The sequence below is a fragment of the Pseudomonas sp. 22072 genome (genome assembly GCF_052046095.1).
Taxonomy (GTDB): domain Bacteria; phylum Pseudomonadota; class Gammaproteobacteria; order Pseudomonadales; family Pseudomonadaceae; genus Aquipseudomonas; species Aquipseudomonas paracarnis.
Genome location: NZ_JBQEQE010000008.1, coordinates 184,769 through 209,971 on the forward strand (window position 1 = coordinate 184,769; position 25,203 = coordinate 209,971).

A 25,203-nucleotide genomic window follows, 5' to 3' on the forward strand; every position below is an offset into this window, starting at 1 on the left:
CGCAGTAAAGTCGGCGATGATTTTGGCGCATCGAAGGTGCGTCGTAGGGAAGGTAAGCAAGATGGTACAGGTGAGAGCACACCAGCCGATCAACACCGACGGCAGTATCAATCTCGAGGCATGGCTGGATCATGCCGTCAGTGTCGACCCGGCACTGGACCGTGAAGCCTTGAAAGCAGCCTGCGAGTTCGCTCGTGAGTCTGAACAGCAAGACAATGCGGCCAAGAACCTGTGGGCCGAAGGCACTTCAAGTTTTCGCACTGGCCTGGAAATCGCCGAGATCCTCGCCGATCTCAAGCTGGACCAGGATTCGCTGATCGCCGCCGTGCTCTATCGCGGCGTACGCGAAGGGCACATTGCGTTGCCGCTGGTCAGCCAGCGTTTCGGCGCGGTGGTGGCCAAGCTGATCGACGGCGTGCTGCGCATGGCGGCCATTAGCGCCAGCCTCAGCCCGCGGCAGTCGATGGTGTTGGGCACCCAGGGCCAGGTAGAGAACCTGCGCAAAATGCTGGTAGCGATGGTCGACGATGTGCGCGTCGCCCTGATCAAGCTGGCCGAGCGTACCTGCGCGATCCGTGCGGTGAAGACCGCCGATGATGAAAAGCGCAACCGTGTGGCCCGCGAAGTCTTCGACATCTACGCGCCACTGGCCCATCGCCTGGGCATCGGCCATATCAAGTGGGAGCTGGAGGATTTGTCCTTCCGCTACCTGGAACCTGACCAGTACAAACAGATCGCCACGCTGCTGCATGAGCGGCGCCTGGACCGCGAGCGCTTTATCAGCGACGTGATGGGCCAGTTGCGTTCGGAGCTGCAGGCCACCGGCGTGGACGCGGACATCAGCGGCCGCGCCAAGCACATCTATTCCATCTGGCGCAAAATGCAGCGCAAGGGCCTGGCCTTCAGCCAGATCTACGACGTGCGTGCGGTGCGCGTGCTGGTGCCGGAAATGCGCGACTGCTACACCGCGCTGGGTATCGTCCACACCCTGTGGCGGCACATTCCCAAGGAATTTGACGACTATATCGCCAACCCCAAGGAAAACGGCTACCGCTCGCTGCACACCGCCGTGATCGGCCCTGAAGGCAAGGTGCTGGAAGTGCAGATCCGCACCCACGCCATGCACGAAGAGGCCGAGCTGGGGGTGTGCGCGCACTGGCGCTACAAGGGCACCGACGTCAAGGCCGGGTCCAACCAGTACGAAGAGAAGATCTCCTGGCTGCGCCAAGTGCTGGAATGGCACGAAGAACTCGGCGACATCGGCGGCCTGGCCGAACAACTGCGGGTGGATATCGAGCCGGACCGGGTCTATATCTTCACGCCTGACGGCCACGCCATCGACTTGCCCAAGGGCGCCACGCCGCTGGACTTCGCCTACCGCGTGCACACCGAAATCGGGCATAACTGCCGCGGCGCCAAGATCAACGGGCGCATCGTGCCGCTCAACTACAGCCTGCAAACCGGTGAACAGGTCGAGATCATCACCAGCAAGCACGGTACGCCGAGCCGCGACTGGCTGAACCCGAACCTGGGTTACATCACCACTTCGCGGGCGCGGGCGAAGATCGTCCACTGGTTCAAGCTACAGGCGCGTGACCAGAACGTCGCCGCCGGCAAGACCTTGCTTGAACGCGAACTGGCGCGCCTGGGCCTGCCTCAGGTGGACTTCGACAAGCTGGCCGAAAAGGCCAACATGAAGATCGCCGAAGACATGTTCGCCGCCCTCGGCGCGGGCGACCTGCGCCTGGCGCAACTGGTCAACCTGGCCCAGCAACTGGTCGAGCCGGAGCGCGGCAACGAACAGCTGGAGCTGATCCCGCGCAAAGCCACTGGCTACAAGCCGGGCAAGCGTGGCGATATCCAGATCCAGGGCGTGGGCAACCTGATGACGCAAATGGCCGGCTGCTGCCAGCCGTTGCCGGGCGACGCCATTGTCGGCTACATCACCCAGGGCCGTGGCGTGAGCATTCACCGCCAGGATTGCGCCTCGGTGCTGCAACTGGGCGGGCGCGAACCGGAGCGGATCATCCAGGTCAGCTGGGGTCCGGTGCCGGTGCTCACTTACCCTGTCGACATCATCATCCGTGCCTACGACCGTTCCGGCTTGCTGCGTGACGTCTCGCAAGTGCTGCTCAACGAGCGGATCAACGTGCTGGCGGTCAACACCCGTTCGAACAAGGAAGACAACACTGCATTGATGTCCCTGACCATCGAGATTCCGGGGCTGGACGCACTGGGACGGTTGCTGGGGCGGATTTCCCAGTTGCCGAACATCATCGAAACCCGGCGCAACCGCACCCCATGATTAGCAGGATGACAGCCGACTGACATGTGGAGTTGTTTTCTGTGGGAACTGGCTTGCCTGCGATAGCATCACCTCGGTTTAACTGAAGCACCGAGTCGCAAGCATCGCAGGCAAGCCAGCTCCCACATTGGATTTTCAGCGGAAAGAGATACGATGTATTCACTCGAAGACCTGCTGCACCTGATGAGCCGCCTGCGCGACCCGCAGTACGGCTGCCCGTGGGACATCAAGCAAACCTACGCGACCATCGTCCCGCACACGCTGGAGGAGGCCTATGAAGTGGCCGACGCCATCGAGCGCGGCGACTTTGACCATCTGCAAGGCGAGCTGGGCGATCTGCTGTTCCAGGTGGTGTATTACAGCCAACTGGCCCGGGAAGAAGGGCGCTTCGAATTTGCCGGCGTGATCGACAGCATCACTCGTAAGTTGATTCGCCGGCATCCTCACGTGTTCCCAACCGGCGACCTGTACGCACCGCTGGATATCCCGCAGTTGAGCGAAGAACAGGTCAAGGAGCGCTGGGAGCAGATCAAAGCTGAGGAGCGCGCAGAAAAGTCCGACGTTCCCGAGCAACTCTCCCTACTCGATGATGTGCCCACCGCCTTACCCTCGTTGTCCCGTGCGGCCAAATTGCAAAAGCGCGCCAGCCAGGTTGGTTTCGACTGGCCTTCCGCGTTGCCGGTGGTGGACAACGTGCGCGAAGAGTTGGACGAAGTGCTCGAAGCCATGGCCGATAACGATGCGGCGGCCATCGCCGATGAAGTCGGCGACCTGCTGTTTGCCGCGGTCAACCTGGCCCGTCACCTCAAGGTCGACCCGGAAACTGCCTTGCGCGGTGCCAATGCCAAGTTCGAACGACGTTTCCGATTTATCGAACAGGCATTGCGCGATACACACCAACCCATAGAAGATTGCACCCTCGAAGAGTTGGACGCCCTCTGGGGTGAAGCCAAACGTCAGGAAAAGAATGTGTCCAGCTGCGGTTGAGCAGTTGCCTAAGTGAGTAAGCACCATGAGCCTTTCCCTTCGCGACCAGTTGCTCAAAGCAGGTCTGGTCAACCAAAAGCAGGCCAAGCAGGTCGGCAAAGAGAAACAGAAACAGCAGCGCCTGGTCCACAAGGGCCAGGCCGAAGTCGATGATACCCAGGCGCGCCTGGCTGCTGAGGCACACGCCGAGAAGGTCAAGCGTGACCAGGAGCTGAACCGTCAGCAGCAGGAAAAAGCCGAAGCCAAGGCGCGTACCGCCCAGGTCAAGCAACTGATCGAGACCTCGCGCCTGCCCAAGCTGACCACCGAGGACTACTACAACTTCGTGGATGACAAGAAGGTCAAGCGCCTGTCGGTCAACACGCTGATGCGCAACAAGCTGAGCAACGGCTCCCTGGCTATCGTGCACCACGGCGGCGGCTACGAGGTGATCCCGCGGGAAGCGGCGCTTAAAATCCAGGAGCGCGCTCCGGAGCGTATCGTGCAGCTCAACATCCTCACCGAAAGCCAGGTGCCGGACGAGGATGATCCGTACGCCGCTTACCAGATCCCTGATGATCTGATGTGGTAAGCCGCTGGAAATGACAAACCCCGCCAAAAGGCGGGGTTTGTGTTTTAAGCGTGCAGCACCAACCGGTTACCAATCCACTGCGTAACTCAGGCTGAAGGTACGACCCTCGGCATTCGGGTACGGTGCGCGGGCGTTGGCCTGGGCGAACATGTTCTGGTAGTTGCGGTTGGTGAGGTTGTACACCGCACCTTCGAGGCGGCCTACCGGTAGCCTTACCGAGCCCAGCAGGTCGACCAGGGTGTAGCCCTGGATATCGCGACCGTTGTTGTCCTTTGCCGCAGCGTCATAATTGGCCAGGCGCATCCCCTGCAAGCGCAGGCTGTAGTCGTCACGCTCGTAGCCGACAAACGCTGTGGTCTTGGCGGGGGAGATGCGGGTGGCAGGCAGGTCGATCCACTTGCCGTTCTGCTGGGTCTCGCCTTTGGCGTAAGCGTAAGTACCACCGACGGACCATTGGTCGGTGATGTTATAGGTCAGGCCGGTTTCGACGCCACGCACGCGTTCTTTCTGATTGATCAGGCGCAGCACACGATCATTGGCATCATAGAACTGCGTGACATCCGAGGTGTTTTCGTACGCGGTGACACTGGCCTGCCACTTGTCCCAGTCGCCACGCCAGCCCAGCTCGTAACTGTCGACCTTCAAGGCCTGGGCATTGAGGTCCTGGATATCGTATTTGCTGTTCACGTCACGCAGGAAGCGCTGGATATCCGGCAGGGAAAAGCCCTGGCTGAAGTTGACGAACACATCCTGGTTGTCGGTCAGGTGGTACACCGCACCGAGGTTATAGAGCGTGTCATCGTATTTGAGCGTGCCGCCGGGCAGTGTCGCGCGGTTGCCGGTCTGGACGATTTCGCCGTATGCGATGCTGTCGGAGACCTTGCTTTCAATCCATTCGCGACGTACGCCACCGCGCAAGGTCCAGTTGTCGATGTCGTAGGAGAGCTGGCCAAAGATGGCTTTGGTGGTGGTCTCGATATCTGGACCCAGTTCGAACGTGGTACCGGTTTTCGTGTAGGTCAGGCCATTGACCCGGTATTGGTCGCCACGCTGGCGTGAGGTTTCATGGTCGTAGTCCGCGCCCCATACCAGGTTGCCCGTTGCCGGGCCGATGTCCGGCATCTGGGTATCGACCGCTGCACGCAGGCCGTAGACGTCCTGCACGCTGTTGTTATCTGACACGCCTGCCCGGCCTCGGGACAGGTCTGGAAAGAACAGGGCGTCGGCCCGCCGCCAGTAGCTTTCGATCTGCAGGCCCTGGCCGTAGAAATCCTTGTCGGCGTAGTTGAGGTTGACCGCCTGGTTGTGGGTGTAGGGTTGGTCGCCCAGGTCCAGGCCTTTTACGGCGACTGCGTTGCTGGTGATGCGGGGGTTCTTGGTGTAGCGGGTGTCTTGTTCGTCCTTGTAGTCTTGCAGCGACAGGCTGATCTTCTTGTCGTCATCAAGCTCATAGCCGAAGCGACCTTGCAGGTCGTAGGTATCGGTGTCCATGTTGCTGCCCTGGGACGTGTCCTGGGGAATGCGCTTGCCATTACCGTCGAACTGATCGTTGCGCTGCACGGTGTTGCCCGAGAGGTACCAGTCCACCGGGCCTTTGCGCCCGGTGGCGCTTTGGAACGCCTGGTAAGCGAACCCCTTGTGGCTGAGGTTGTTGCCGGCGGTCATGCCGATCTTGCTGCTGAACGCCAGGTCTTCACCTTGGTTGCGTTTGGTGATGATGTTGATGATGCCGCCCGATGCGCCTGCGCCGTAGACGCTGCTGGCGCCGGAGATCACTTCGATACGCTCGATGCTTTCCGGTGCCACGCTGTTGAGCTGGCGGAAGTTATCGCGCGTGGCGTTTTGCGAAACCCCGTCGATCAGGATCAGGGTATTGCGCCCGCGAAGCGTCTGGCCGAAGTTGCTCATGCCGCCGCTGGAAGGGGCAATGCCAGGCACCAGTTGGCCGAGGATATCTGCAACCCGACGTCCTGCCCCGGTCTGCTGGCGGATTTGCGCTTCATTGATCACCTGCACTGAGCCTGGAATCTGCGCAATGCTGGTTTCGCTGCGCGTGGCCGATACCACTGTCGCCTGCAGTTGCAGACTGGTCGGGGCTGCCTGTGTCTGCTCTGTCTGATCGGCCCAGGCAGGGGCACTTATTGACCCAAGAAGTGGCAGCAGTACTGCCCATTGCGATGTGTTCATGATCATGTCTCAGAGTTATTAGAAGTATTGACAGAAAAATCGGATGTCTCAGGCGCTCGCGCAAACGAACGGATGGCGCGGATACTCACGGCGGCCAAGGCATAGGTCAGTGCGACCAGCCAGAAGCTGTGTGCCAGGCCTACCCACCCCATGCCGATACCGCCCAACAATGCGCCGCACAGCGCACCAGCTTTCGCGGCGCTGTTGCCCATGCCCAGGGCAAAACCCTGCTGGCTGTGCGCTACGGTAGTGGCGATCAGTGTGTAGGCCACGGGCAACAAAGCCCCCTGCCACACGCCCCACAGCAGCCTGCTGGCGATGAACCCCAACCACTCACTGGCCAGCGCCGTGCAGGCCAGCGTGAGCGCGCAGGCCCAGGTGACCCACTCGATGATGCGCAGCGTATGGGCTGGCTGATGTCGATCGAACAGGCGGCCCCACAACGGCGCGGACAGTGCCAGGGTCAAGGCACTGGCGCCATAGCTGGCGCCGATCAGCCACGCGGGCGCGTGCAAAACCTGGGCGACATATAAGGCGTAAAACGGTTGCGGCATCATCCTGGCTGCCTGGATCAATACGATGATCCCCAGCATCGCGCCAATCCAGCCTCTTGGGAGTGCGGCAGGCTTGGACGTGCGGGCAGGTCTCGATCGTGGTGAGTCGCTGGGTAAAAACGCGCTGATTATCGCGCACAACAGGCAGACGACGGTGGCGCTGTAGCACAGCAATGCGAAACCGGATATGTCCATGAGCCAGCCGCCCAATACCGGTCCGGCCAGGGAGCCTACAGCGGTGGCTGATTGCAGCCTGGCAAGAATGTGCCCGCGCCCACCCTCGCCGCAGCAGGCCAGTGCGTAGGCTTGGGCCGCTGCAATGAAGCCGGCCAACGCACCTTGCACCACGCGGATGACCACCAGCCACCACGGATCAGGCGTTATCGCAGCCAGCGCCTGGCACACCGCCAGTGCCAGCAATGCGCGGATGATCATGGGCTTATGGCCGGTACGGTCGCCCAGCTTCCCCCACATGGGTGTGAGAATCATCGCTGCCATCATCGGCCCGGCATACACCAGCGAAGACAGCAGGCCGGTGTACTGGGCATTTGCAGTGCCCAGCAACTTCTGGATTTGCAGCGGCCAGAACGGGCCGCTCATTTCCATCGCCCCCATCGACACCAACTGAATCACCACCAGCAGCCGCAGCGCTGTGTTGTTAGTCGGCATTGGCGGCCGCGCTCAACGGGTTAGGCAACCGCCCGACGATATCGGCATGACTCTCCAGCAGGCGCATGCGCATGAACGACTTGGCCGGCCATGCTTGCTCCAGCAGTGCTTCGCGCTCGGTGGCCCAGCGCTGCGGATCAACCTGCGAGCGCATGTCGTCAAAACACTGGCTGACCTGAGCTGACAGTTCATTCCAGAGCAGCGCCTGGGGGATGTCGAAGTGGCGCGCGGCAAGCAGGATGAGCTCGCCCAGATGGCACATGAAAACGGTGTGCAGCAGCTTGTCCCGTACGAAACCTGCGTCGTCGTACAGCGTCATCTTCGGGTCGTGCAGTTCAATGTCCAGGCCGTGGGCGTGCAAGGTTTTGCGGTCGATTCGGATATCGCCGAAGTCGCGCAACAGAAGACGGCTCAATTGTCCGTCTGCGGCCATCACCATGAAGGAGTTCTGTTGATGGGCCTCAAAAGCGATGCCGTAGCGTAAATACATGCCCAGCAGCGCCGGCACACTGATCGCCGCGTAATCATGGAAGAAGGCGAGCATGGCCGCCGCGTCATCCTTGCCTTGGCTCAGGCGCACCCATTGGCGCAGCAGCGGCTGGCCGTGTTGATCAATGGCAAACAGGCTGCCCACCGGCACGGCCATTTCGTCCGGCTGGAGCTGGCTCTGGGGATTGTCGCGATAGAGCACCGCCAGGTGGCGGGAGTGCTCGTCATTGGCCGGTTGTGGCTGGAAATGCACACCGATCCGCTCGGGAACGATGTTCAGGCATTTTTGAATCGCAGGCTCGCGTTCCAGGATGCTCAGCAGCAGATGGCTGATCCGTGGGCCCATGCGCGCTGAACGCGGCGATACGGTGCGCTGTACGCTGGTCAGGCGCAGTGACACGGGCAGTTTGACCATCGGTGCATCGCGACGGCCTTCAGGCAACACGGTTCTGAATGACATGGTGGGGTGGGCAGTAAACGCGACGATATCGGTCAGCACCAGCAGTTTGTCGCCGATTTCGTTGGCGAACAGTTGAGGCAACTCCTGGCGTGCCTGCCAAGGGTGGGCAGGCAACGGCAGATAATCGTCTGCCTGAAGGCCCTGCGCTTGCAGGGCTGCGGTCAATTGCCGTGCTGCCTGCGGGAAGTGCTCGCTCCACCACTGCCAGTAGTCGGCGGTACCGGCCAACTTTTCGACATGGGCAAACTGGCGATGCAGCGCGCACAGCAGCACCGGGAAGCGTGCTTCGAACTCCGGCGAATAGTTGATGACTTGTGCGGTATTCAGGCCCAGCTTGGTCTTGTAGTTGGGGTGCCATGGGTGACCCAATGTTCCCCACTGTTCAAGCACGGAAGTCGGGTTGATAACGCTCGGGCTGTTCTTGAGATGACTCAGCAGGTTGTCTTGATGCACCGGGTCCATTGACGCATGCAGCTTGAGCGTCCATTGCTCATGGAAGGCGAGGCACAAGGTGTCGTTGATGAAGCTGTCGTCGATCTCTACGTTGAGGCGGTTGAGCACTTCCCGGTCGGCAGGCGACTCGAGGCTGGCGTTAAGCAACGTCAACAACTGTGAGGGGAACTGGATTTTCTGTTCGGGCTGGCCTTCGCGCAACAGGATGACTTCGCCACGCAGGTCCCAGCTTGCCATGCGGCCAGGGTGCAAATGTTCGAAACGCAATCGGGCCTGGCAAGCCAGTGTCAGCGAGCAATGGCCATGTTCGTCATAAAGGAGAGTGCTGGGGTCCAGCAGGCTTTCACGAAACAATGCTTGGATCAGGCGTTGGAAGCTACGTTCGGCGGCAGGTGCCAGCGTATTGATCAGGGCTTCGAGGCTGACGTGGCTGGCCTTAAATTGCGCAGTGGCAAGTGCTTCGCTCCAGCGTTCCAGTAACGCGTTTTCTGGCTTGCTGCTATTTCCATGCATCTAATTGATTCCCTGATTCGTGAGCCTGAATGAAAAGCGAACGAATGATATCGAGAATCATTATTTTTGTGTGTTTTTGTTACATTAATTTATGGCGATTATTGACAAAAAAACCGCGCCCCAAAGGCGCGGTTTCTCGTAAACGGCCCGGCTGCGTGGGCCGGGCGTCCACATGATTTCAGAGCTTCAGGAGCTTTTTGCCTGGCGTTGCAGTTCGAGAGTTTCGAGCTCGTTTTTATAGTTGTGGGCGTCGCTCTCGTTGTGAAACATGCCGACCAATACGTCTTGCTGATGGACATCCCAGATGTGAATCCCGTGGCCTACTGCTTCATGGGACATATGTTCATCGTCGCGTTCAGTTACTTTTACAGTCATCTGCTTGCTCCAATCTCTGGTTGATCTGCGGCAAGTCGTCGCAGGCCTCTGTTATATGATTTGTTAGCTTGCTAAGTAAACTGATTTTGCGCGCAATAATTCATTGCGGGGAACGCAACAATGCTGCAAGCCTTGTAAACCAAGGCATTGCGTCGCCATCGCAGCGGCTTTATGACAAAAGTTTCATGTTCAGGTTGGCTAGGTTGACCTCGGCACCGCTATCGCAGGCAAAAAAAAGCCCCGCATTCAGCGAGGCTCTTTTCGGTGCATCAGCAATCAGCTGCCTTTGACGGCCTTACCGTCAACGGTGCCATCCTGCAGCATGATGTTGTATTCCTTGCCGTCAGTCTCGACCTGACGCAGGGCAACCAGAATGCCGCCCTGGTCCTTGGCAAACCACATCTGTGTGATGCGCTTGCTCTGCGACGGGTCGCGCACGCGCTCGACCTTGATCGCGTCGATCGAACCGACCTTGGTCTGGACCTTTTCCGAGCCGATCACGCGGAAGTCGTAGGTATCGGTATCTGTACCTTCAACCACACGGTAGCTCATGCTCTTCTTGCCGGCGGCAACATCGCGTTGCAGGGCAAGCTGGTAGGTGGACTTGTCGAGCATGCCGCTTTCGAGCGTGACATTGACCGGGTCTTTGTTTTCAAAGCCGGTGACTTTCTTGGCGCTCTGGTCGAAGTCCAGGTTGATCTTCTTCGCCTTGCCCAGGCCGCCGCGTTCGAAGCTGTAGCTCTTGGGTTGCAGGGTGTCCTTGTCGAACAGGATCACACTGGTTTCGGTCAGGCTGGCAATCATCATCGAGGCCTTGAAATTCAAGGTCCAGGTACCGTCGCCATTCTTGCTCAGGCTGCGTTCAGCCGAACCGCTCATGGGCAGTTGTTTCCAGTCGGCGGTGTAGCTGACGGAGAAGGGGTGAAGGTCTGCCGCTTGTACGGCAGGCAAAGCGAACAGCGCAAAAGCGAAAAGCAGGGCGCGACGCATAAAATCTCCTAGGTTCGAATCAAGTGGCCGCTGGCCGCGAGTAACTGGCCGTCCAATAATGCACCCTGGTCGCCAAGAATCAACCGTCCTTCGGCAAACCAGCGAACAGCCAGCGGGTAAATCCTGTGTTCCTGGGTATGAACCCGTTGCGCAAGCGTCTGCGCCGAGTCGCCTGACTCTACCGGAACCACTGCCTGTACGACCAGAGGCCCGCCATCGAGTTCCTCGGTCACAAAGTGCACGCTGCAGCCATGCTCACTGTCGCCGGCGTCGAGGGCGCGCTGGTGGGTGTGCATGCCTTTGTACTTGGGCAGCAGGGAAGGGTGGATATTGAGCAGGCGCCCTTCGTAGTGCCGGACGAAATCTGCGCTGAGGATGCGCATGAAACCCGCAAGGACCACGAGTTTGGGGTTGAAGGCGTCGATCAGTTCGATCAAGGCGCTGTCGAAGGCCTCGCGACCGTCGAACGCCTTATGATCCAGGGAGCGAGTATCGATACCCGCGTCACGGGCGCGTTGCAGACCGTAGGCGTCGCTGCGGTTGGAAATCACCGCAGCGATGCGCACCGGGCTGTCGCCGGTGCGCGTGCTGTCGATCAGGGCCTGCAAGTTACTGCCGGTGCCGGAAAGCAGCACCACGACATCACAGGTCTGGGGCATCAGTGAGCCTTGAGGTTCTTCAGTTCAACCTGGGCTGCGCCTTCGGCAGCAGTGGCGATCTGGCCAATGACCCAAGGTTGTTCGCCGGCTTCACGCAGCACGTTCAACGCGGTTTCAACGTGTTCCTGCGCGACGCAGATCACCATGCCTACGCCGCAGTTCAGCACGCGGTGCATTTCGGTTTCGTTGACGTTGCCTTTTTCCTGCAGCCAATCGAAGACTGCCGGGCGCTGCCAGCTGGCCACGTCGACGATCGCCTGGGCACCTTTTGGCAGTACGCGCGGGATGTTGTCCAGCAGGCCGCCACCGGTAATGTGGGCCATGGCCTTGACGGCGCCGGTGTCCTTGATCAGCTTGAGCAGTGGCTTGACGTAGATGCGGGTGGGCGCCATCAACAGGTCGGTCAGTGGCTTGCCGTCGAGCTGGATGTTCTCGATGTCGGCGCCGGACACTTCGATGATCTTGCGGATCAGCGAGTAGCCGTTGGAGTGCGGGCCGGACGATGGCAGGGCGAGCAGGGCGTCACCAGCAGCTACTTTGGAGCCGTCGATGATCTCGGCTTTTTCCACCACACCGACACAGAAGCCGGCCAGGTCGTAGTCTTCGCCTTCGTACATGCCTGGCATTTCAGCGGTTTCACCGCCGACCAGGGAGCAACCCGACAATTCGCAGCCGGCGCCGATGCCGGTCACGACCTGGGTCGCGGTCTCGACATTGAGCTTGCCGGTGGCGTAGTAGTCGAGGAAGAACAGCGGCTCGGCGCCGCACACCACCAGGTCGTTGACGCACATGGCGACCAGGTCGATGCCAATGCTGTCGTGCTTGTTCAGGTTCAGGGCCAGGCGCAGCTTGGTGCCTACGCCGTCGGTGCCGGACACCAGTACAGGCTGCTTGTAGCCGGCCGGGATTTCGCAGAGGGCGCCAAAACCGCCCAGGCCACCCATGACTTCAGGGCGCGCAGTGCGCTTGGCGACGCTCTTGATGCGTTCGACCAATGCTTCACCGGCGTCGATGTCTACACCGGCGTCCTTGTAGCTCAGGGAGGGTTGCTTGCTCATGATCCAGGCCTTTAGGGGGGATTTCTGGGTAACGACCGGGCGGGCGGGGGCTTTTGGAAAGGGCCCTGCCGTTGACGGTCTGCGAAGGCGCGCGATTTTATCAGGCTTGAGGGGCAGCGGCCATCCTCGGGCCGACGGGCAGGGCATATGAGCTCAAAAAAATGCAAATCGGGCCGGTAATCGTGCGTATTAAGGTATAGCCTTGAGCTCGCTAGCGTTATGACAGTATGAAAACTTACCGGGACCCTGTGAATGTTTTACCGGTCGCTGTGTCACAGCCTTGCCAAACCGAGATCACGCGGTCTGTTCCAACCGCTAAATTTGTCGTTCGGGAATCTTCCATGCGTCTGTGTAAATTCTTCTTTGTAGGCTGCTTGTCGTTGGTCAGCCTGGCGAGTCATGCCGAAACCCTCAATGGCCTCTATCAAGTACTTGAACCAGTCAGCAGCCAGTCGCCCCAAGAGCGCGACCAAGCCACCCAGCGTGCCGTGCAGACCCTGGTGATTCGCCTGACCGGCGACGCCAAGGCCGCCGATGGCCCGGGCCTGGCAGCGATCCGCAAAGACCCGCAACAAATCATCAGCCAGTACGGCTACGACGCCGGCCCGCCGGAAAGCCTGCAAGTGGACTTCGACCCGGTCAGCACCGATCGCGCCTTGCGTGATGCCGGCCTGTCGATCTGGGGCAGCAACCGGCCGTCGATCCTGGGTTGGTGGCTGAACGATTCAACTGAAGGCAGCAGCCTGGTCGGCGATGGCCAGGCCGTTGCCCAGGCCCTGCGCCGAGCCGCGCAACACAGGGGGCTGCCGCTGCGCTTGCCGTTGGGAGACCTGGATGAACAGGTAGTCGCCACCGCGCCGAATCTTGAAAGCCCCGACGCCACGCCTTTGCGCGCAGCCTCCGAGCGTTACGGTGCCGATGCTTTGCTGGCGGTGCATGCGCGCCAGGAAGGCAGTCAATGGCAGGCCAAATGGCGCCTGTGGCTGGGCGACAAGGCTGAGGAGGGCACCGCCCAAGGCGCTGACACTGCCGCGCTCGCCGATGCGGTATTGCTGGCGGTCAGCCAAAAGCTGGCGCCACGCTTTGCGGTCAAGCCGGGCGTGAGCACTGAGCAACTGCTTGAGGTACAAGGCATGAACCTTGAGCGCTACGCCGCCCTGGGTCGTTTGCTGGAGCCCTTTGGCGGCCAGCCGCAGTGGGTGGATGGCAACCGGATTGTGTATCGCGTCAATGGCAGCGCCGAACAACTGCGCACCCAATTGAGCCTGGCCAAGCTGCAGGAAATTCCTGCTGGCGAAGCCCCGGCCCAGCCAGCCGTGATCGATGGCACGCAACCGGCTGTTGCACCTGAGCCCCAGGCGCAATTGCGTTTTCGTTGGTAAATAGTGTTCCTCCTTCTATATAGAAGAAGGGCGTAAAAAACAGATGGAGTGGTTTATGGCGGATACGCGTCGTTGGGTGTGGCTTGGCGGGATTGTCCTGCTGTGCGTTTTTGTGTTCTTGCTGCATTCGATCCTGACGCCGTTCCTGGTGGCGCTGCTGCTCGCCTACCTGTTCGATCCGGTGGTGGATCGCCTGGAAAAAGTCGGCATGTCGCGCACCTGGGGCGTGATCACGGTGTTTGCGCTGTTCACGTTGATCATCACGGCGCTGGTGTTGATATTGGTGCCGATGTTGGCCAAGCAGCTGTTTCGCCTCTATGAGCTGGCGCCGCAGATGCTCGACTGGTTGCAGCACACGGCGATGCCGTGGGCCCAGTCCAAGTTCGGGCTGGCGGATGGCTTCTGGAAGTTCGACAAGGTCAAGGCAGCCATCAGCGAGCACATGGACAAGACCACCGATATCGTCACGGTGGTGCTCAGCCAGGCGACTGCATCGAGCCTGGCGCTGATCGGCTGGTTGACCAACCTGGTGCTGATCCCGGTGGTGGCGTTCTACCTGCTGCGAGACTGGGACATCATGATGGCCAAGATCCGCAGTCTGCTGCCTCGTGACCGCGAAGAGCGTGTTGTTTCCCTGGCAGCGGAGTGTCATGAGGTATTGGGGGCGTTCGTGCGTGGCCAGTTGCTGGTGATGCTGGCCCTGGGGGTGATTTACGCTGCTGGCCTGATGGCGATCGGCCTGGAGTTGGGGCTGTTGATCGGCTTGATCGCGGGCCTGGCGGCCATCGTGCCCTACATGGGCTTTGTGATCGGCATCGGTGCGGCGCTGGTGGCCGGGCTGTTCCAGTTCGGCGGCGACCTGTACCCGATGCTGGGGATTGTCGCAGTGTTCATGGTGGGCCAGGCCTTGGAAGGCATGGTGCTGACGCCACTGCTGGTGGGCGATCGAATCGGCCTGCACCCGGTGGCAGTGATCTTTGCGATTTTGGCGGGTGGCGAGCTGTTCGGCTTTACCGGCATCCTGTTGGCGCTGCCGGTGGCGGCGGTGATCATGGTGCTGGTGCGCCATGTGCACGACCTGTACAAGGATTCGGACGTGTATACCGGGGTGGATGAGCCCGAGTTGTAATCGCGGTGTCACAAACCCGGCCCTGGCCGGGTTTGTTGTTTCTGGCGCCGGGGTGCGTCAAACAAACTGCGTAAAACCTCCGGGTTAACGCAAACCTTTGATTTTGCTTGTGGTCTGCTGCATTGTGCGCCCGGCGTCACGGGTATAAACTTTGCAAACTTTACATAGAGGCCACTAACGGTTCGATGGGAGCCGTTCAGTCAGCATGAAACCGATTCAGCTGCCCCTAGGTGTGCGTCTGCGTGATGACGCTACCTTTATCAACTACTACCCAGGCGCCAATGCCGCTGCACTCGGCTATGTGGAGCGGCTTTGCGAAGCCGACGCCGGGTGGACTGAAAGCCTGATCTATCTGTGGGGCAAGCATGGCGTGGGGCGTACCCACCTGCTGCAGGCCGCGTGCCTGCGCTTCGAGCAGACGGGCGAGCCGGCGGTCTACCTGCCCTTGGCCGAGTTGATGGACCGCGGGATCGGCATCTTCGATAACCTTGAGCAATATGAACTGGTGTGTCTCGACGACCTGCAGGCAGTGGCCGGCAAGCCGGAGTGGGAAGAGGCGCTGTTTCATCTGTTCAACCGCTTGCGCGATAGCGGCCGGCGCTTGCTGATCGCTGCGTCCACCTCGCCGCGTGAACTGCCGGTGAAGCTGGCTGATCTCAAGTCGCGCCTGACCCTGGCGTTGATCTTCCAGATGCGCCCGTTATCCGATGAGGACAAGCTGCGTGCGCTGCAACTGCGCGCTTCCCGTCGTGGCCTGCACCTGACCGACGAAGTCGGGCACTTTATCCTCACCCGTGGCACCCGCAGCATGAGCGCGCTGTTCGATTTGCTTGAGCAACTCGACCAGGCTTCCTTGCAGGCACAAAGAAAATTGACGATCCCTTTCCTGAAAGAAACCTTGGGCTGGTAAGGTCTTGATTTTCCGTGTGTCGGCATTTTCAAGGCGTCAGAAAACCTGCGTTTGAGCCCGAGGGGCTACGCAACTGAACCGAAAAATGGAATCACGGCTTAGATGGCATAGTCGAAACGATAAGTCACATAGATCGCGATTGAATTTGCAAATCGATGTGATAGAGGGCATAGTCTCGGCTTCTTTACACATCAGCCACGGTCGTGCCCATGCTAAATCGCTTCGCACCCCTCGTGCCTCTCGCACTCGTTACCCTGTTGTTTGGCTGCGCCTCCCACCCTCAGCAGGTGGCAGAACAGCAAAAACCACAGGTTCAAAATCAGGCAAAGTTCGTTGCTGCACAGTCTGCTTCTGTTTATGAAGAAGAGGTGGCAACCGAAAAAGAACTCGCCGAGTTCTCTGACAGCAAGCCTTACCAACTCCCTCTTCTGGCCGACAGCATCCTTGAGCGCGGCATGTCCTTGATCGGTACCCGTTACCGTTTCGGCGGCACCTCGGAAGCCGGTTTTGATTGCAGTGGTTTCATTGGCTACCTGTTTCGTGAAGAAGCCGGCATGAATCTGCCGCGCTCTACACGCGAGATGATCAACGTGAATGCACCGTTGGTCGCACGCAACAACCTCAAGCCCGGTGATCTGCTTTTCTTTAGTACCAGTGGCCGCGGTCGTGTCAGTCACGCCGGTATCTACCTGGGCGATAACCAATTTATCCACTCCAGCAGCCGCCGCAGTGGTGGTGTTCGGGTCGATAACCTGGGTGACAGCTACTGGAGCAAAACCTTCATCGAAGCCAAGCGTGCACTCGCCATGGCTCCGACTACGGTTACCGCTAGTAAGTAAAGTTAAAGTGATACTTGAAGTTTGACGTGTAAGCGCTAGAATCCCTGGACATTGTTGTCATCCGTTCGCGCGAGCTTTGCTTGCGCGTTCTGGTTTTCAACGTTCGGCAGCGAAAGCCGCATCCAGACCAGGATTGTTCTGCACATGTCGACCTCGGCCCGCCTGATGCTTATTGTTTGCGCCGCGCTGCTCAGCGCCTGCGCCAGCCGTACACCGCCGCCCGCGCCCGTCGCGGTCAAGCCTAAGCCGGTGTTCAACTATGCCACCCAGAATTTCTCGCCTGCTGCCGAAGACGTGCTCTTTCGTGCGCTGGGCCTGGTCGGCACACCTTACCGCTGGGGCGGCAACACACCGGACTCGGGGTTTGATTGCAGTGGCCTGATCGGCTTTGTATTCCGCGACGCTGCCGGCATCTCATTGCCGCGCACCACCCGTGAATTGATCGTGATGCGTGCCCAGGACGTCAGCGAACAAAACCTGCAAACCGGCGACCTGCTGTTCTTCGCCACCGGTGGTGGTTCGCGGGTCAGCCATGCGGGCATCTATGTGGGGGAGGGCCGCTTCGTACACGCGCCTCAAACCGGCGGTACGGTGAAGCTGGATACGCTATCCAAAGCGTATTGGCAGAATGCCTACCTGAGCGCCAAGCGCGTGTTGCCAGGAAATCTGGCGCGTAACCCCTGAATCAATAAACTCCAAAATGTGGGAGCGGGCTTGCCCGCGAATGCAGTGTGTCAGTCAACGGATTGGTTGGCTGGGCCACCGTAATCGCGGGCAAGCCCGCTCCCACATTGGTGTGTGGCGATTTACTTAACAGCCGACACTCGCCAAACCTTATTGCCCACATCATCGGCCACCAGCAAATCCCCCTGCTGATCTATCACCACGCCGACCGGCCGGCCCATGGCTTTCTCATCGCTATCAAGAAACCCCGTCAGCACATCCACCGGTTGCCCTTTCGGCTGGCCCCCTTCGAAGGGCACGAAAATCACCTTGTAGCCACTGTGCGGCTTGCGGTTCCAGGAACCATGCTGGCCGATAAATGCGCCATTACTGAAGGGAGCGGGCAGTTTGCTGCCCTCGGCGAAGGTCAGCCCCAGCGACGCAGTATGAGGGCCTACCGCATAGTCGGGAGCGATGGCCTTGGCGACCATGTCCAGGTTCTGCGGGGTGACACGCACATCCACATGCTGGCCGTAATAACTGAAGGGCCAGCCGTAGAAGCCGCCATCCTTGACCGAGGTGATGTAATCCGGCACCAGGTCACTGCCGATCTCATCGCGTTCGTTGACCGCCGTCCACAGCTTGCCGCTCTGTGGCTCCCACGCCATGCCGTTGGGGTTGCGCAGGCCGGAGGCAAAAATGCGGTGTTGGCCGCTGGCGCGGTCGACTTCCCAAATGGCGGCGCGGCCCTGTTCGGCTTCCAGGCCGTTTTCGCCGACGTTGCTGTTGGAGCCGACGCTCACGTACAGCTTGCTGCCGTCCTGGCTGGCCACCACATTTTTGGTCCAGTGGTGGTTCAAGGGGCCGCCCGGTAAGTCCACTACCTTGGCGCCTGGGGCTGTGATTGCGGTTTCACCCGGCTGATAGGGGAAGCGCAGCAACTTATCCGAATCGGCCACATACAGGTCGTTGCCTACCAAGGTCATGCCAAACGGCGAATTGAGGTTCTCCAGGAACACCGTGCGAGTTTCTGCCACACCGTCATGGTCGGCATCGCGCAGCAAGGTAATACGGTTCGGGCTCGGCACCCCGGCGCCAGCGCGATCCATGACCTTTTCCATCACCCAGCCACGTACGCCTTTGGCATCGTCCGGCTTGGGCGGTGCATTGGTCTCGGCCACCAGCACGTCGCCGTTGGGCAGCACGTAGAGCCAGCGCGGATGATCCAGGCCTTCGGCGAACGCGGCCACTTGGGTACCGGCGGCGGCGATGGGCTTGGCGCCTTCGGGCCAGCCGATGGCCGGGGCGATATTGACGGTGGGGATCAGCGTCTTGTTCGGCTCCGGCAACTTGGGCGAGGGACCGGTGCCATCGGCGACCTGCAGGGTCGAGCTTTCGCCGCACGCGGCGAGGCTGCCTGCAAGCATGATCAGTAGGGCGAGTCGGGTTTTAGGCATGGTTTTCTCCTTGATACCTGTAGGGGTAGAGAAGCACGAACGGCAGATGGTTCAAGTACAAGGCCAGCTTTAATTGACGCTCCACCCCCAACCCACTAACCTTCGCGGCTTGTTCCAGGTGCTCTGTGGCGCGCGCGTCGACAGAGTGAAACAGGGAAGCCGGTGAGTGAGCGCACTTGTACACAGTGCCGCCGCGATTCCGGCGCTGCCCCCGCAACGGTAAATGAGTCAAGACGGTGCTGTTTGCCACTGTATCGCGTGCGATATGGGAAGGCGCACCCTCGGCTGCTTGCTATCAAAAGCGCCACTCATGAGCCCGGAGACCGGCCTGGATCATCCAACAGCATCACGGTGGGCGATGCTTGGCTGTCTGTTTTTTCTTTTTCCTGCCCGCCGTTTTTGTCCAGCCCCAACGGAGAGCTGCCATGACTGATTCCCCCGACCGCGACGAACGCCACTTGGCGCGCATGCTGCGCAAAAAAGCCGTGATTGACGAGCGCATCGCCAATTCCCCCAATGAGTGCGGCCTGCTGCTGGTGCTGACCGGCAATGGCAAAGGCAAGAGCAGTTCGGCGTTCGGCATGTTGGCCCGGGCCATGGGGCATGGCATGCAATGCGGTGTGGTGCAGTTCATCAAGGGGCGTAACAGCACCGGCGAAGAATTGTTTTTCCGCCGCTTCCCCGAGCAGGTGCACTTTCATGTGATGGGCGAAGGCTTCACCTGGGAAACCCAGGATCGCCAGCGCGATATCGCCGCTGCCGAAGCGGCTTGGGCGGTGTCCCGGGCCATGTTGAATGACCCCTCTATCGGCTTGGTGGTGCTGGACGAATTGAACATCGCCCTCAAGCACGGTTACCTTGACCTGGACCAGGTACTCAGCGACCTGCAAGCCCGCCCCCCCATGCAGCATGTGGTGGTCACCGGCCGTGGCGCCAAGCCTGAGCTGATCGAAATGGGCGACACCGTCACCGAAATGGGCATGCTCAAGCACGCGTTCCAGGCCGGTATCAAGGCACAGAAAGGCGTCGAACTTTGAATCAGCCCCGTCATTGCCCGGCCGTATTGATCGCCGCTCCGGCGTCCGGCCAGGGCAAAACCACGGTCACCGCCGCGCTCGCCCGTTTGCACCGCAACCTGGGACGCAAGGTGCGCGTGTTCAAATGCGGGCCGGACTTTCTCGACCCGATGATCCACGAGCGTGCCAGTGGCGCGCCGGTGTACCAGTTGGACATGTGGATGGTGGGCGAGCAGGAAAGCCGCCGCCTGCTCTGGGAGGCAGCGGGGGAGGCTGACCTGATCCTCATCGAAGGCGTGATGGGCCTGTTCGACGGCACGCCTTCCAGCGCTGACCTGGCGCGGCACTTCGGTGTACCGGTGCTGGGCGTGATCGATGGCACCGCCATGGCCCAGACGTTCGGCGCCCTGGCCCTGGGGCTGGCGCGCTATCAGCCCGACCTGCCGTTCGCCGGCGTGCTGGCCAATCGCGTCGGCACCCTGCGCCATGCGCAATTGCTTGAAGGCAGCCTCACCGAGGGCTTGCGTTGGTACGGCGCGTTATCCCGTGAGACCGGCATCGAACTGCCCAGCCGCCACCTGGGCCTGGTGCAAGCCAGCGAACTGAATGACCTTGACATACGCTTGGATGCTGCCGCCCAGGCGTTGGGAAGCAGTTGCGAAGTGGCCCTGCCGCCGCCGGTGACCTTTGCCGCGCCGCAAGTGGTCGAGGCCGAGCCCTTGCTGGCCGGTGTGCGGATTGCCGTGGCCCGTGACGAAGCCTTTGCCTTTACCTACGGCGCCAGCCTGGATTTGCTGCGGGCGATGGGCGCCGAGTTGAAGTTCTTTTCACCGATCCATGATCGCCAATTGCCTCAAGCTGACAGCCTCTATCTGCCCGGCGGCTATCCGGAACTGCACCACCAGGCATTGTCGGCCAATACCTCGATGCTGGGCGCAGTTCGTGCTCATCACGCCGCTGGCAAGCCACTGCTCGCTGAATGTGGCGGCATGCTCTATCTGCTCGACTCCTTGACCGATGTGGACGGTACACGCGCCGAACTGGTTGGCTTGTTGCAAGGCGATGCGGTGATGCAGAAGAAACTCGCGGCCCTGGCGCTGCAAAGTGTCGAGCTGCCGGAGGGGACCTTGCGTGGGCATACCTATCATCATTCTCTGACCAGTACCGAATGGGCGCCGATTGCCCGTGGGCTTAGCCCTAACGGCGGGCGCGGTGCCGAAGCGGTCTATCGACAGGGGCGGATGACGGCGTCCTATGTGCACTTTTATTTTCCGTCGAATCCTGGCGCGGTGGCCGCGTTGTTTGCGCCTGACCTTGAGACAGCTATCGCAGGCAAGCCAGCTCCCACAGGGGAATGCATTCCAAATGTGGGAGGGGGCTTGCCCCCGATGAGGCCATGACTGACAACGCTTTCCCCCAAGCCGATCGCGAGGCCGTCTATCGCGCCATCGCCGAACGCCGCGACATGCGCCACTTCCGCGGTGGCAGCGTCGCGCCTGAACTGCTGCAACGCCTGCTCCACGCCGCGCACCAGGCGCCCAGTGTCGGCCTGATGCAGCCGTGGCGTTTTATCCGCATCAGCGACCGTTCGTTGCGCAGCCAGATTCAACAGTTGGTGGAAGAAGAGCGCGTGCGCACCGCCGAAGCTTTGGGCGAGCGCTCCGATGCGTTCATGAAGCTCAAGGTCGAAGGCATCAGCGACTGCGCCGAGGTACTGGTCGCCGCCTTGATGGACGATCGCGAGCGCCACATCTTCGGGCGCCGCACCTTGCCGGAAATGGACATGGCCTCGCTCTCCTGCGCCATCCAGAACCTGTGGCTGGCGGCGCGCGTGGAAGGGTTGGGCATGGGCTGGGTTTCGCTGTTCGACCCCCAGGCCCTGGCCGAGTTGCTGGGTTTGCCACCCGGTGCAAAGCCCCTGGCAGTGTTGTGCCTGGGCCCGGTGGCAGAGTTTTACCCGGCACCGATGTTGCAGCTCGAGGGCTGGGCCGAGCCGCGACCGCTAAGTGACATGCTGTATGAAAACAAGTGGGGAGTGAGTCAATGAGTGTGGCCTTGCTGTGTGTCGCTGCGGTGGCGCTGGATGCGCTGCTGGGTGAGCCCAGGCGCTGGCATCCGCTGGTGGCGTTCGGCAATTTCGCCGGGCGCATCGAGCAACGTTTCAATACTGGCGGGCGTGGCTGGCGCAGCCATGGTGTGACCGCGTGGTTTATCGCGGTGGTGCCGCTGACCCTGCTGGCCACGGCGTTGTCTTGGGCGCCTTATATCGGCTGGCTGCTGGAGATCCTGGCGCTGTACTGCGCCTTGGGCATGCGCAGCCTGGGCGAGCACGTGATGCCAGTGGCCCAGGCTCTGCGCCGTGATGACCTGGACGAAGCGCGCACGCGTGTGAGTTACCTGGTCAGCCGCCAGACCAGCGAACTGGACCGTACTGAAGTCGCGCGCGCAGCCACCGAATCGGTGCTGGAGAACGGCAGCGATGCGGTATTCGCCGCGTTGTTCTGGTTCGTGGTGGCCGGTGTGCCGGGCGTGGTGCTCTATCGTCTGAGCAACACCCTGGACGCCATGTGGGGCTATCGCAATGAGCGCTTTGAGCGCTTCGGCTGGGCAGCCGCCAGGATCGATGATGTGCTCAACTATATTCCTGCGCGCTTGGTGGCTTTAACCTACGCGCTATTGGGTAAAACCCGCCTGGCGCTCAAATGCTGGCGCACCCAGGGCCCGACCTGGGACAGCCCCAACGCCGGCCCGGTGATGGCGGCAGGGGCCGGAGCCTTGGGTGTGGAACTCGGCGGCGCGGCGATTTATCACGGCGAGGTGCATCAGCGCCCGCCATTGGGCGAAGGCCCGCCGGCCGACGCCGATTCCATTGATCGCGGCTGGCAACTGGTGCAGCGCGGCGTATGGCTGTGGCTGCTGGTCCTGTGCGTGGGGGCGCAAATCTATGCTTGAACATGGTGGTCGGCTGCGTAAGGCCGCGATTGAGTACGGCATTGCCGAAGCGGATTGGCTCGACCTGTCCAGCGGCCTGGCGCCCTGGCCGTGGCCGATTCCCGAGATTCCCTTGCGTGCCTGGGCGCGCTTGCCGGAAACCGATGACGGCTTGGAGAAGGCTGCCAGCGAGTATTACGGTGCCGGCCCGTTGCTGCCGGTGCCGGGTTCCCAGGCAGCGATCCAACTGCTGCCGCGCCTGCGTCGTTCCGGTAAGGTCGGCGTGCTTTCGCCCTGTTACGCCGAGCACGCCGAAGCCTGGCGCCGTGCCGGTTATGTGGTGCGTGAAGTGCAGGAGCAGGAAGTCGACTTCTTTCTCGACAGCCTCGACGTGCTGGTCGTGGTCAACCCCAACAACCCCACCGGCTTGAGCCTGAGCCCGCAACGCCTGCTGGACTGGCATGCGCGGCTGGCCCAGCGCGGTGGCTGGCTGGTGGTGGACGAGGCATTCATTGACGTGACCCCGGACTTGAGCCTGGCCAGCCATGCCGATCAGGTCGGCTTGATCGTGCTGCGCTCATTCGGCAAGTTCTTCGGCCTGGCCGGCGTGCGCCTGGGCTTTGTGCTGGCCGAGCGCAAGTTGCTCAAGCTGTTGGCCGAACAGGTCGGGCCCTGGGCTGTCAGTGGTCCGACGCGGGTGCTGGGCCAAGTGTGCCTGCGCGACACCGACGGGCATGCGCGCCAGCGCAGTCGTTGCATCGCAGCCGGCCAGCGTCTGTTCGAGTTGCTTGAGCGCCGCGGCCTTCAACCTCACGGTGGCTGCGCATTGTTCCAGTGGTTGATTACCCCCCACGCTGAACGGCTGTACGAGTTCATGGCCCAACGCGGCATCCTGCTGCGCTTGTTTGTGCACAACAGCAGCGTGCGCTTGGGCCTGCCCGGCACCGACGCCGACTGGCTGCGCCTTGACGAAGCCCTGGCCGCCTACAAGGACGCCACATGACCACGTTGATGGTGCAGGGCACTACCTCCGACGCCGGTAAGAGCACCCTGGTGACTGCGCTGTGTCGCTGGCTGGTACGCCAGGGCGTCGCGGTGGCGCCGTTCAAGCCGCAGAACATGGCGCTCAACAGCGCGGTGACCGCCGAAGGCGGCGAGATCGGCCGTGCCCAGGCGGTGCAGGCCCAGGCTGCCAACCTGGCACCCCACACCGACATGAACCCGGTGTTGCTCAAGCCCAACAGCGACACTGGCTCCCAAGTGATCATCCATGGCCGTGCTGTCACCAGCATGAATGCTGTGGCCTATCACGACTACAAAGCCATTGCGATGCAAGCGGTGCTGGCCTCCCACACGCGTTTGAGCCAGGCCTACCCGGTGTTGATCGTCGAAGGCGCGGGCTCACCGGCCGAGATCAACCTGCGTGCCAATGACATTGCCAACATGGGCTTCGCCGAAGCGGTGGACTGCCCGGTGCTGTTGATCGCGGACATCAACCGCGGCGGCGTGTTCGCCCATCTGGTCGGCACCCTGGAGCTGCTGTCGCCCAGTGAGCAGGCCCGGGTCAAGGGCTTCATCATCAACCGTTTTCGCGGCGATATCGCGTTGCTGCAACCAGGCCTGGACTGGCTCGAAGCGCGGACCGGCAAACCGGTAGTCGGCGTGCTGCCCTACGTGATGGACCTGCACCTGGAGGCGGAAGACGGCATCGACCAGCGCCAGATCGACAAGGCCGCCCAGGTGCTCAAGGTGGTGGTGCCGGTGCTGCCGCGCATCAGCAACCATACCGACTTCGACCCGCTGCGCTTGCACCCCCAGGTGGACTTGCAGTTCGTCGGGCCGGGCCAGGCGATACCTGCTGCTGACCTGATCATCCTGCCGGGCTCGAAAAGCGTGCGCAGTGACCTGGCCTATCTGCGTGCCAACGGCTGGGATACTGCCGTGGCGCGGCATCTGCGTTATGGCGGCAAGGTACTGGGGATCTGCGGCGGCTTGCAGATGCTCGGCGAGCAAGTCCACGACCCGTTGGGCCTGGAAGGGCTGGCCGGTTCCAGTGATGGCCTTGGGTTGCTGGCGTTCAGCACCACCCTGGAACAAGAGAAACAACTGCGCAATGTGCGTGGGCGTCTGGTATTGGAAGATGCCGACGTCAGCGGTTATGAAATCCATGCGGGGGTGACTTGCGGCGCTGCCTTGGCAAGCGCTGCGGTACTGCTGGACGATGGCCGCAGCGATGGCGCGCAGAGCCCTGATGGGCAAATTCTAGGCACCTACCTGCACGGCCTGTTCGAGACCCCGGCTGCGTGCAGCGCGTTGCTGCGTTGGGCCGGGTTGCAGGATGTGCAAGAGGTGGATTATCACGGCTTGCGCGAGCGCGATATCGAGCGGTTGGCGGACTTGGTGGAGCACCACTTGGACACCGATTTGTTGCGCAAGCTATGTGGGATCTGACGGTGTTCACACCATCTAACTGTGGGAGCTGGCTTGCCTGCGATAGCCATGTGTATCTACACAACGCTGTAGTGTTCAACGGTAACCACGATGCGAAGCGAGCCGCTCTTGATCTGCTTTTGATCTTAGGCGCCCCGTTAAACCACGCTGGCCGG

At 61.1% G+C, this 25,203-nt stretch carries 22 protein-coding genes and 1 riboswitch; of the genes, 14 read left to right on the top strand and 8 right to left on the bottom strand.

Going from position 1 to position 25,203, the window contains the following annotated elements; genetic code table 11:
• Positions 1 to 61 precede the first annotated feature (61 nt).
• From relA to ACTJLA_RS11215, 3 genes are all read left to right on the top strand, one after another.
• The gene (relA, locus tag ACTJLA_RS11205; RefSeq protein ID WP_003193076.1) at positions 62 to 2,305 is read left to right on the top strand and encodes a GTP diphosphokinase; all 2,244 of its coding nucleotides are present in this window, start codon (positions 62 to 64) and stop codon (positions 2,303 to 2,305) included.
• A gap of 153 nt (positions 2,306 to 2,458) precedes the next feature.
• A complete protein-coding gene (gene mazG, locus ACTJLA_RS11210) occupies positions 2,459 to 3,292 on the top strand; it encodes a nucleoside triphosphate pyrophosphohydrolase (RefSeq protein ID WP_034128320.1) in 834 nt (277 codons plus the stop codon).
• Between the two features lie 25 nt (positions 3,293 to 3,317).
• Positions 3,318 to 3,863, top strand: coding sequence for a DUF2058 domain-containing protein (locus tag ACTJLA_RS11215; protein WP_014719402.1), 546 nt, complete (start codon positions 3,318 to 3,320; stop codon positions 3,861 to 3,863).
• Positions 3,864 to 3,929: 66 nt separating this feature from the next.
• On the opposite strand, the gene ACTJLA_RS11220 is transcribed toward ACTJLA_RS11215, so the two are convergent.
• From ACTJLA_RS11220 to purM, 7 genes are all read right to left on the bottom strand, one after another.
• Entirely contained in the window at positions 3,930 to 6,050 is a 2,121-nt protein-coding gene (locus tag ACTJLA_RS11220) for a TonB-dependent receptor (RefSeq protein WP_054897824.1), read from the bottom strand.
• 2 nt (positions 6,051 to 6,052) lie between these two features.
• The gene (locus ACTJLA_RS11225; RefSeq protein ID WP_054920202.1) at positions 6,053 to 7,273 is read right to left on the bottom strand and encodes an MFS transporter; all 1,221 of its coding nucleotides are present in this window, start codon (positions 7,271 to 7,273) and stop codon (positions 6,053 to 6,055) included.
• Complete coding sequence (locus ACTJLA_RS11230) at positions 7,263 to 9,188, bottom strand: IucA/IucC family protein (protein WP_054920200.1); 1,926 nt, start codon at positions 9,186 to 9,188, stop codon at positions 7,263 to 7,265. Before ACTJLA_RS11230 ends, ACTJLA_RS11225 begins: the two co-directional genes overlap by 11 nt.
• A gap of 186 nt (positions 9,189 to 9,374) precedes the next feature.
• Complete coding sequence (locus tag ACTJLA_RS11235) at positions 9,375 to 9,563, bottom strand: hypothetical protein (RefSeq protein WP_003193064.1); 189 nt, start codon at positions 9,561 to 9,563, stop codon at positions 9,375 to 9,377.
• Positions 9,564 to 9,839: 276 nt separating this feature from the next.
• Positions 9,840 to 10,553, bottom strand: coding sequence for a DUF3108 domain-containing protein (locus ACTJLA_RS11240; RefSeq protein WP_014719399.1), 714 nt, complete (start codon positions 10,551 to 10,553; stop codon positions 9,840 to 9,842).
• An 8-nt stretch (positions 10,554 to 10,561) separates the two neighbouring features.
• The gene (gene purN / locus ACTJLA_RS11245; protein WP_003193061.1) at positions 10,562 to 11,212 is read right to left on the bottom strand and encodes a phosphoribosylglycinamide formyltransferase; all 651 of its coding nucleotides are present in this window, start codon (positions 11,210 to 11,212) and stop codon (positions 10,562 to 10,564) included.
• Positions 11,212 to 12,270: a phosphoribosylformylglycinamidine cyclo-ligase gene (gene purM, locus ACTJLA_RS11250; protein ID WP_014719398.1), complete on the bottom strand. Its 1,059-nt coding sequence runs from the start codon at positions 12,268 to 12,270 to the stop codon at positions 11,212 to 11,214. Before purM ends, purN begins: the two co-directional genes overlap by 1 nt.
• 341 nt (positions 12,271 to 12,611) lie before the next feature.
• Between purM and ACTJLA_RS11255 the strand changes: the two genes are divergently transcribed.
• From ACTJLA_RS11255 to ACTJLA_RS11275, 5 genes are all read left to right on the top strand, one after another.
• Positions 12,612 to 13,652: a DUF2066 domain-containing protein gene (locus tag ACTJLA_RS11255; RefSeq protein ID WP_070415432.1), complete on the top strand. Its 1,041-nt coding sequence runs from the start codon at positions 12,612 to 12,614 to the stop codon at positions 13,650 to 13,652.
• A 55-nt stretch (positions 13,653 to 13,707) separates the two neighbouring features.
• Positions 13,708 to 14,781: an AI-2E family transporter gene (locus ACTJLA_RS11260; protein ID WP_003193054.1), complete on the top strand. Its 1,074-nt coding sequence runs from the start codon at positions 13,708 to 13,710 to the stop codon at positions 14,779 to 14,781.
• Positions 14,782 to 14,986: 205 nt separating this feature from the next.
• The gene (hda, locus tag ACTJLA_RS11265) at positions 14,987 to 15,691 is read left to right on the top strand and encodes a DnaA regulatory inactivator Hda (RefSeq protein WP_014719395.1); all 705 of its coding nucleotides are present in this window, start codon (positions 14,987 to 14,989) and stop codon (positions 15,689 to 15,691) included.
• A 209-nt stretch (positions 15,692 to 15,900) separates the two neighbouring features.
• Positions 15,901 to 16,530, top strand: coding sequence for a C40 family peptidase (locus ACTJLA_RS11270; protein WP_003193051.1), 630 nt, complete (start codon positions 15,901 to 15,903; stop codon positions 16,528 to 16,530).
• 144 nt (positions 16,531 to 16,674) lie between these two features.
• On the top strand, positions 16,675 to 17,214 hold the full coding sequence (locus ACTJLA_RS11275) for a C40 family peptidase (RefSeq protein WP_003193049.1): 540 nt from the start codon (positions 16,675 to 16,677) through the stop codon (positions 17,212 to 17,214).
• 122 nt (positions 17,215 to 17,336) lie between these two features.
• On the opposite strand, the gene ACTJLA_RS11280 is transcribed toward ACTJLA_RS11275, so the two are convergent.
• A complete protein-coding gene (locus ACTJLA_RS11280) occupies positions 17,337 to 18,650 on the bottom strand; it encodes a PQQ-dependent sugar dehydrogenase (RefSeq protein ID WP_054920198.1) in 1,314 nt (437 codons plus the stop codon).
• A gap of 99 nt (positions 18,651 to 18,749) precedes the next feature.
• Positions 18,750 to 18,996, top strand: a riboswitch (cobalamin riboswitch).
• A gap of 79 nt (positions 18,997 to 19,075) precedes the next feature.
• On the opposite strand from ACTJLA_RS11280, the gene cobO reads away from it, so the two are divergent.
• Genes cobO through ACTJLA_RS11310 form a run of 6 tightly spaced genes read left to right on the top strand, consistent with a single transcriptional unit; the run spans position 19,076 to position 25,048 of the window.
• Positions 19,076 to 19,687, top strand: coding sequence for a cob(I)yrinic acid a,c-diamide adenosyltransferase (cobO, locus tag ACTJLA_RS11285; RefSeq protein ID WP_034128326.1), 612 nt, complete (start codon positions 19,076 to 19,078; stop codon positions 19,685 to 19,687).
• Entirely contained in the window at positions 19,684 to 21,066 is a 1,383-nt protein-coding gene (locus ACTJLA_RS11290; protein ID WP_054920197.1) for a cobyrinate a,c-diamide synthase, read from the top strand. The genes cobO and ACTJLA_RS11290 overlap by 4 nt, the downstream gene beginning before the upstream one ends.
• Positions 21,063 to 21,713 (top strand): 5,6-dimethylbenzimidazole synthase, encoded by a 651-nt coding sequence (gene bluB, locus ACTJLA_RS11295; protein ID WP_034128328.1) that lies wholly within the window; start codon positions 21,063 to 21,065, stop codon positions 21,711 to 21,713. Before ACTJLA_RS11290 ends, bluB begins: the two co-directional genes overlap by 4 nt.
• On the top strand, positions 21,710 to 22,618 hold the full coding sequence (gene cbiB / locus ACTJLA_RS11300) for an adenosylcobinamide-phosphate synthase CbiB (protein ID WP_054899034.1): 909 nt from the start codon (positions 21,710 to 21,712) through the stop codon (positions 22,616 to 22,618). Before bluB ends, cbiB begins: the two co-directional genes overlap by 4 nt.
• The gene (gene cobD, locus ACTJLA_RS11305) at positions 22,611 to 23,600 is read left to right on the top strand and encodes a threonine-phosphate decarboxylase CobD (protein ID WP_054899033.1); all 990 of its coding nucleotides are present in this window, start codon (positions 22,611 to 22,613) and stop codon (positions 23,598 to 23,600) included. The genes cbiB and cobD overlap by 8 nt, the downstream gene beginning before the upstream one ends.
• Positions 23,597 to 25,048, top strand: coding sequence for a cobyric acid synthase (locus tag ACTJLA_RS11310; RefSeq protein ID WP_314547091.1), 1,452 nt, complete (start codon positions 23,597 to 23,599; stop codon positions 25,046 to 25,048). The genes cobD and ACTJLA_RS11310 overlap by 4 nt, the downstream gene beginning before the upstream one ends.
• Positions 25,049 to 25,203 lie beyond the last annotated feature (155 nt).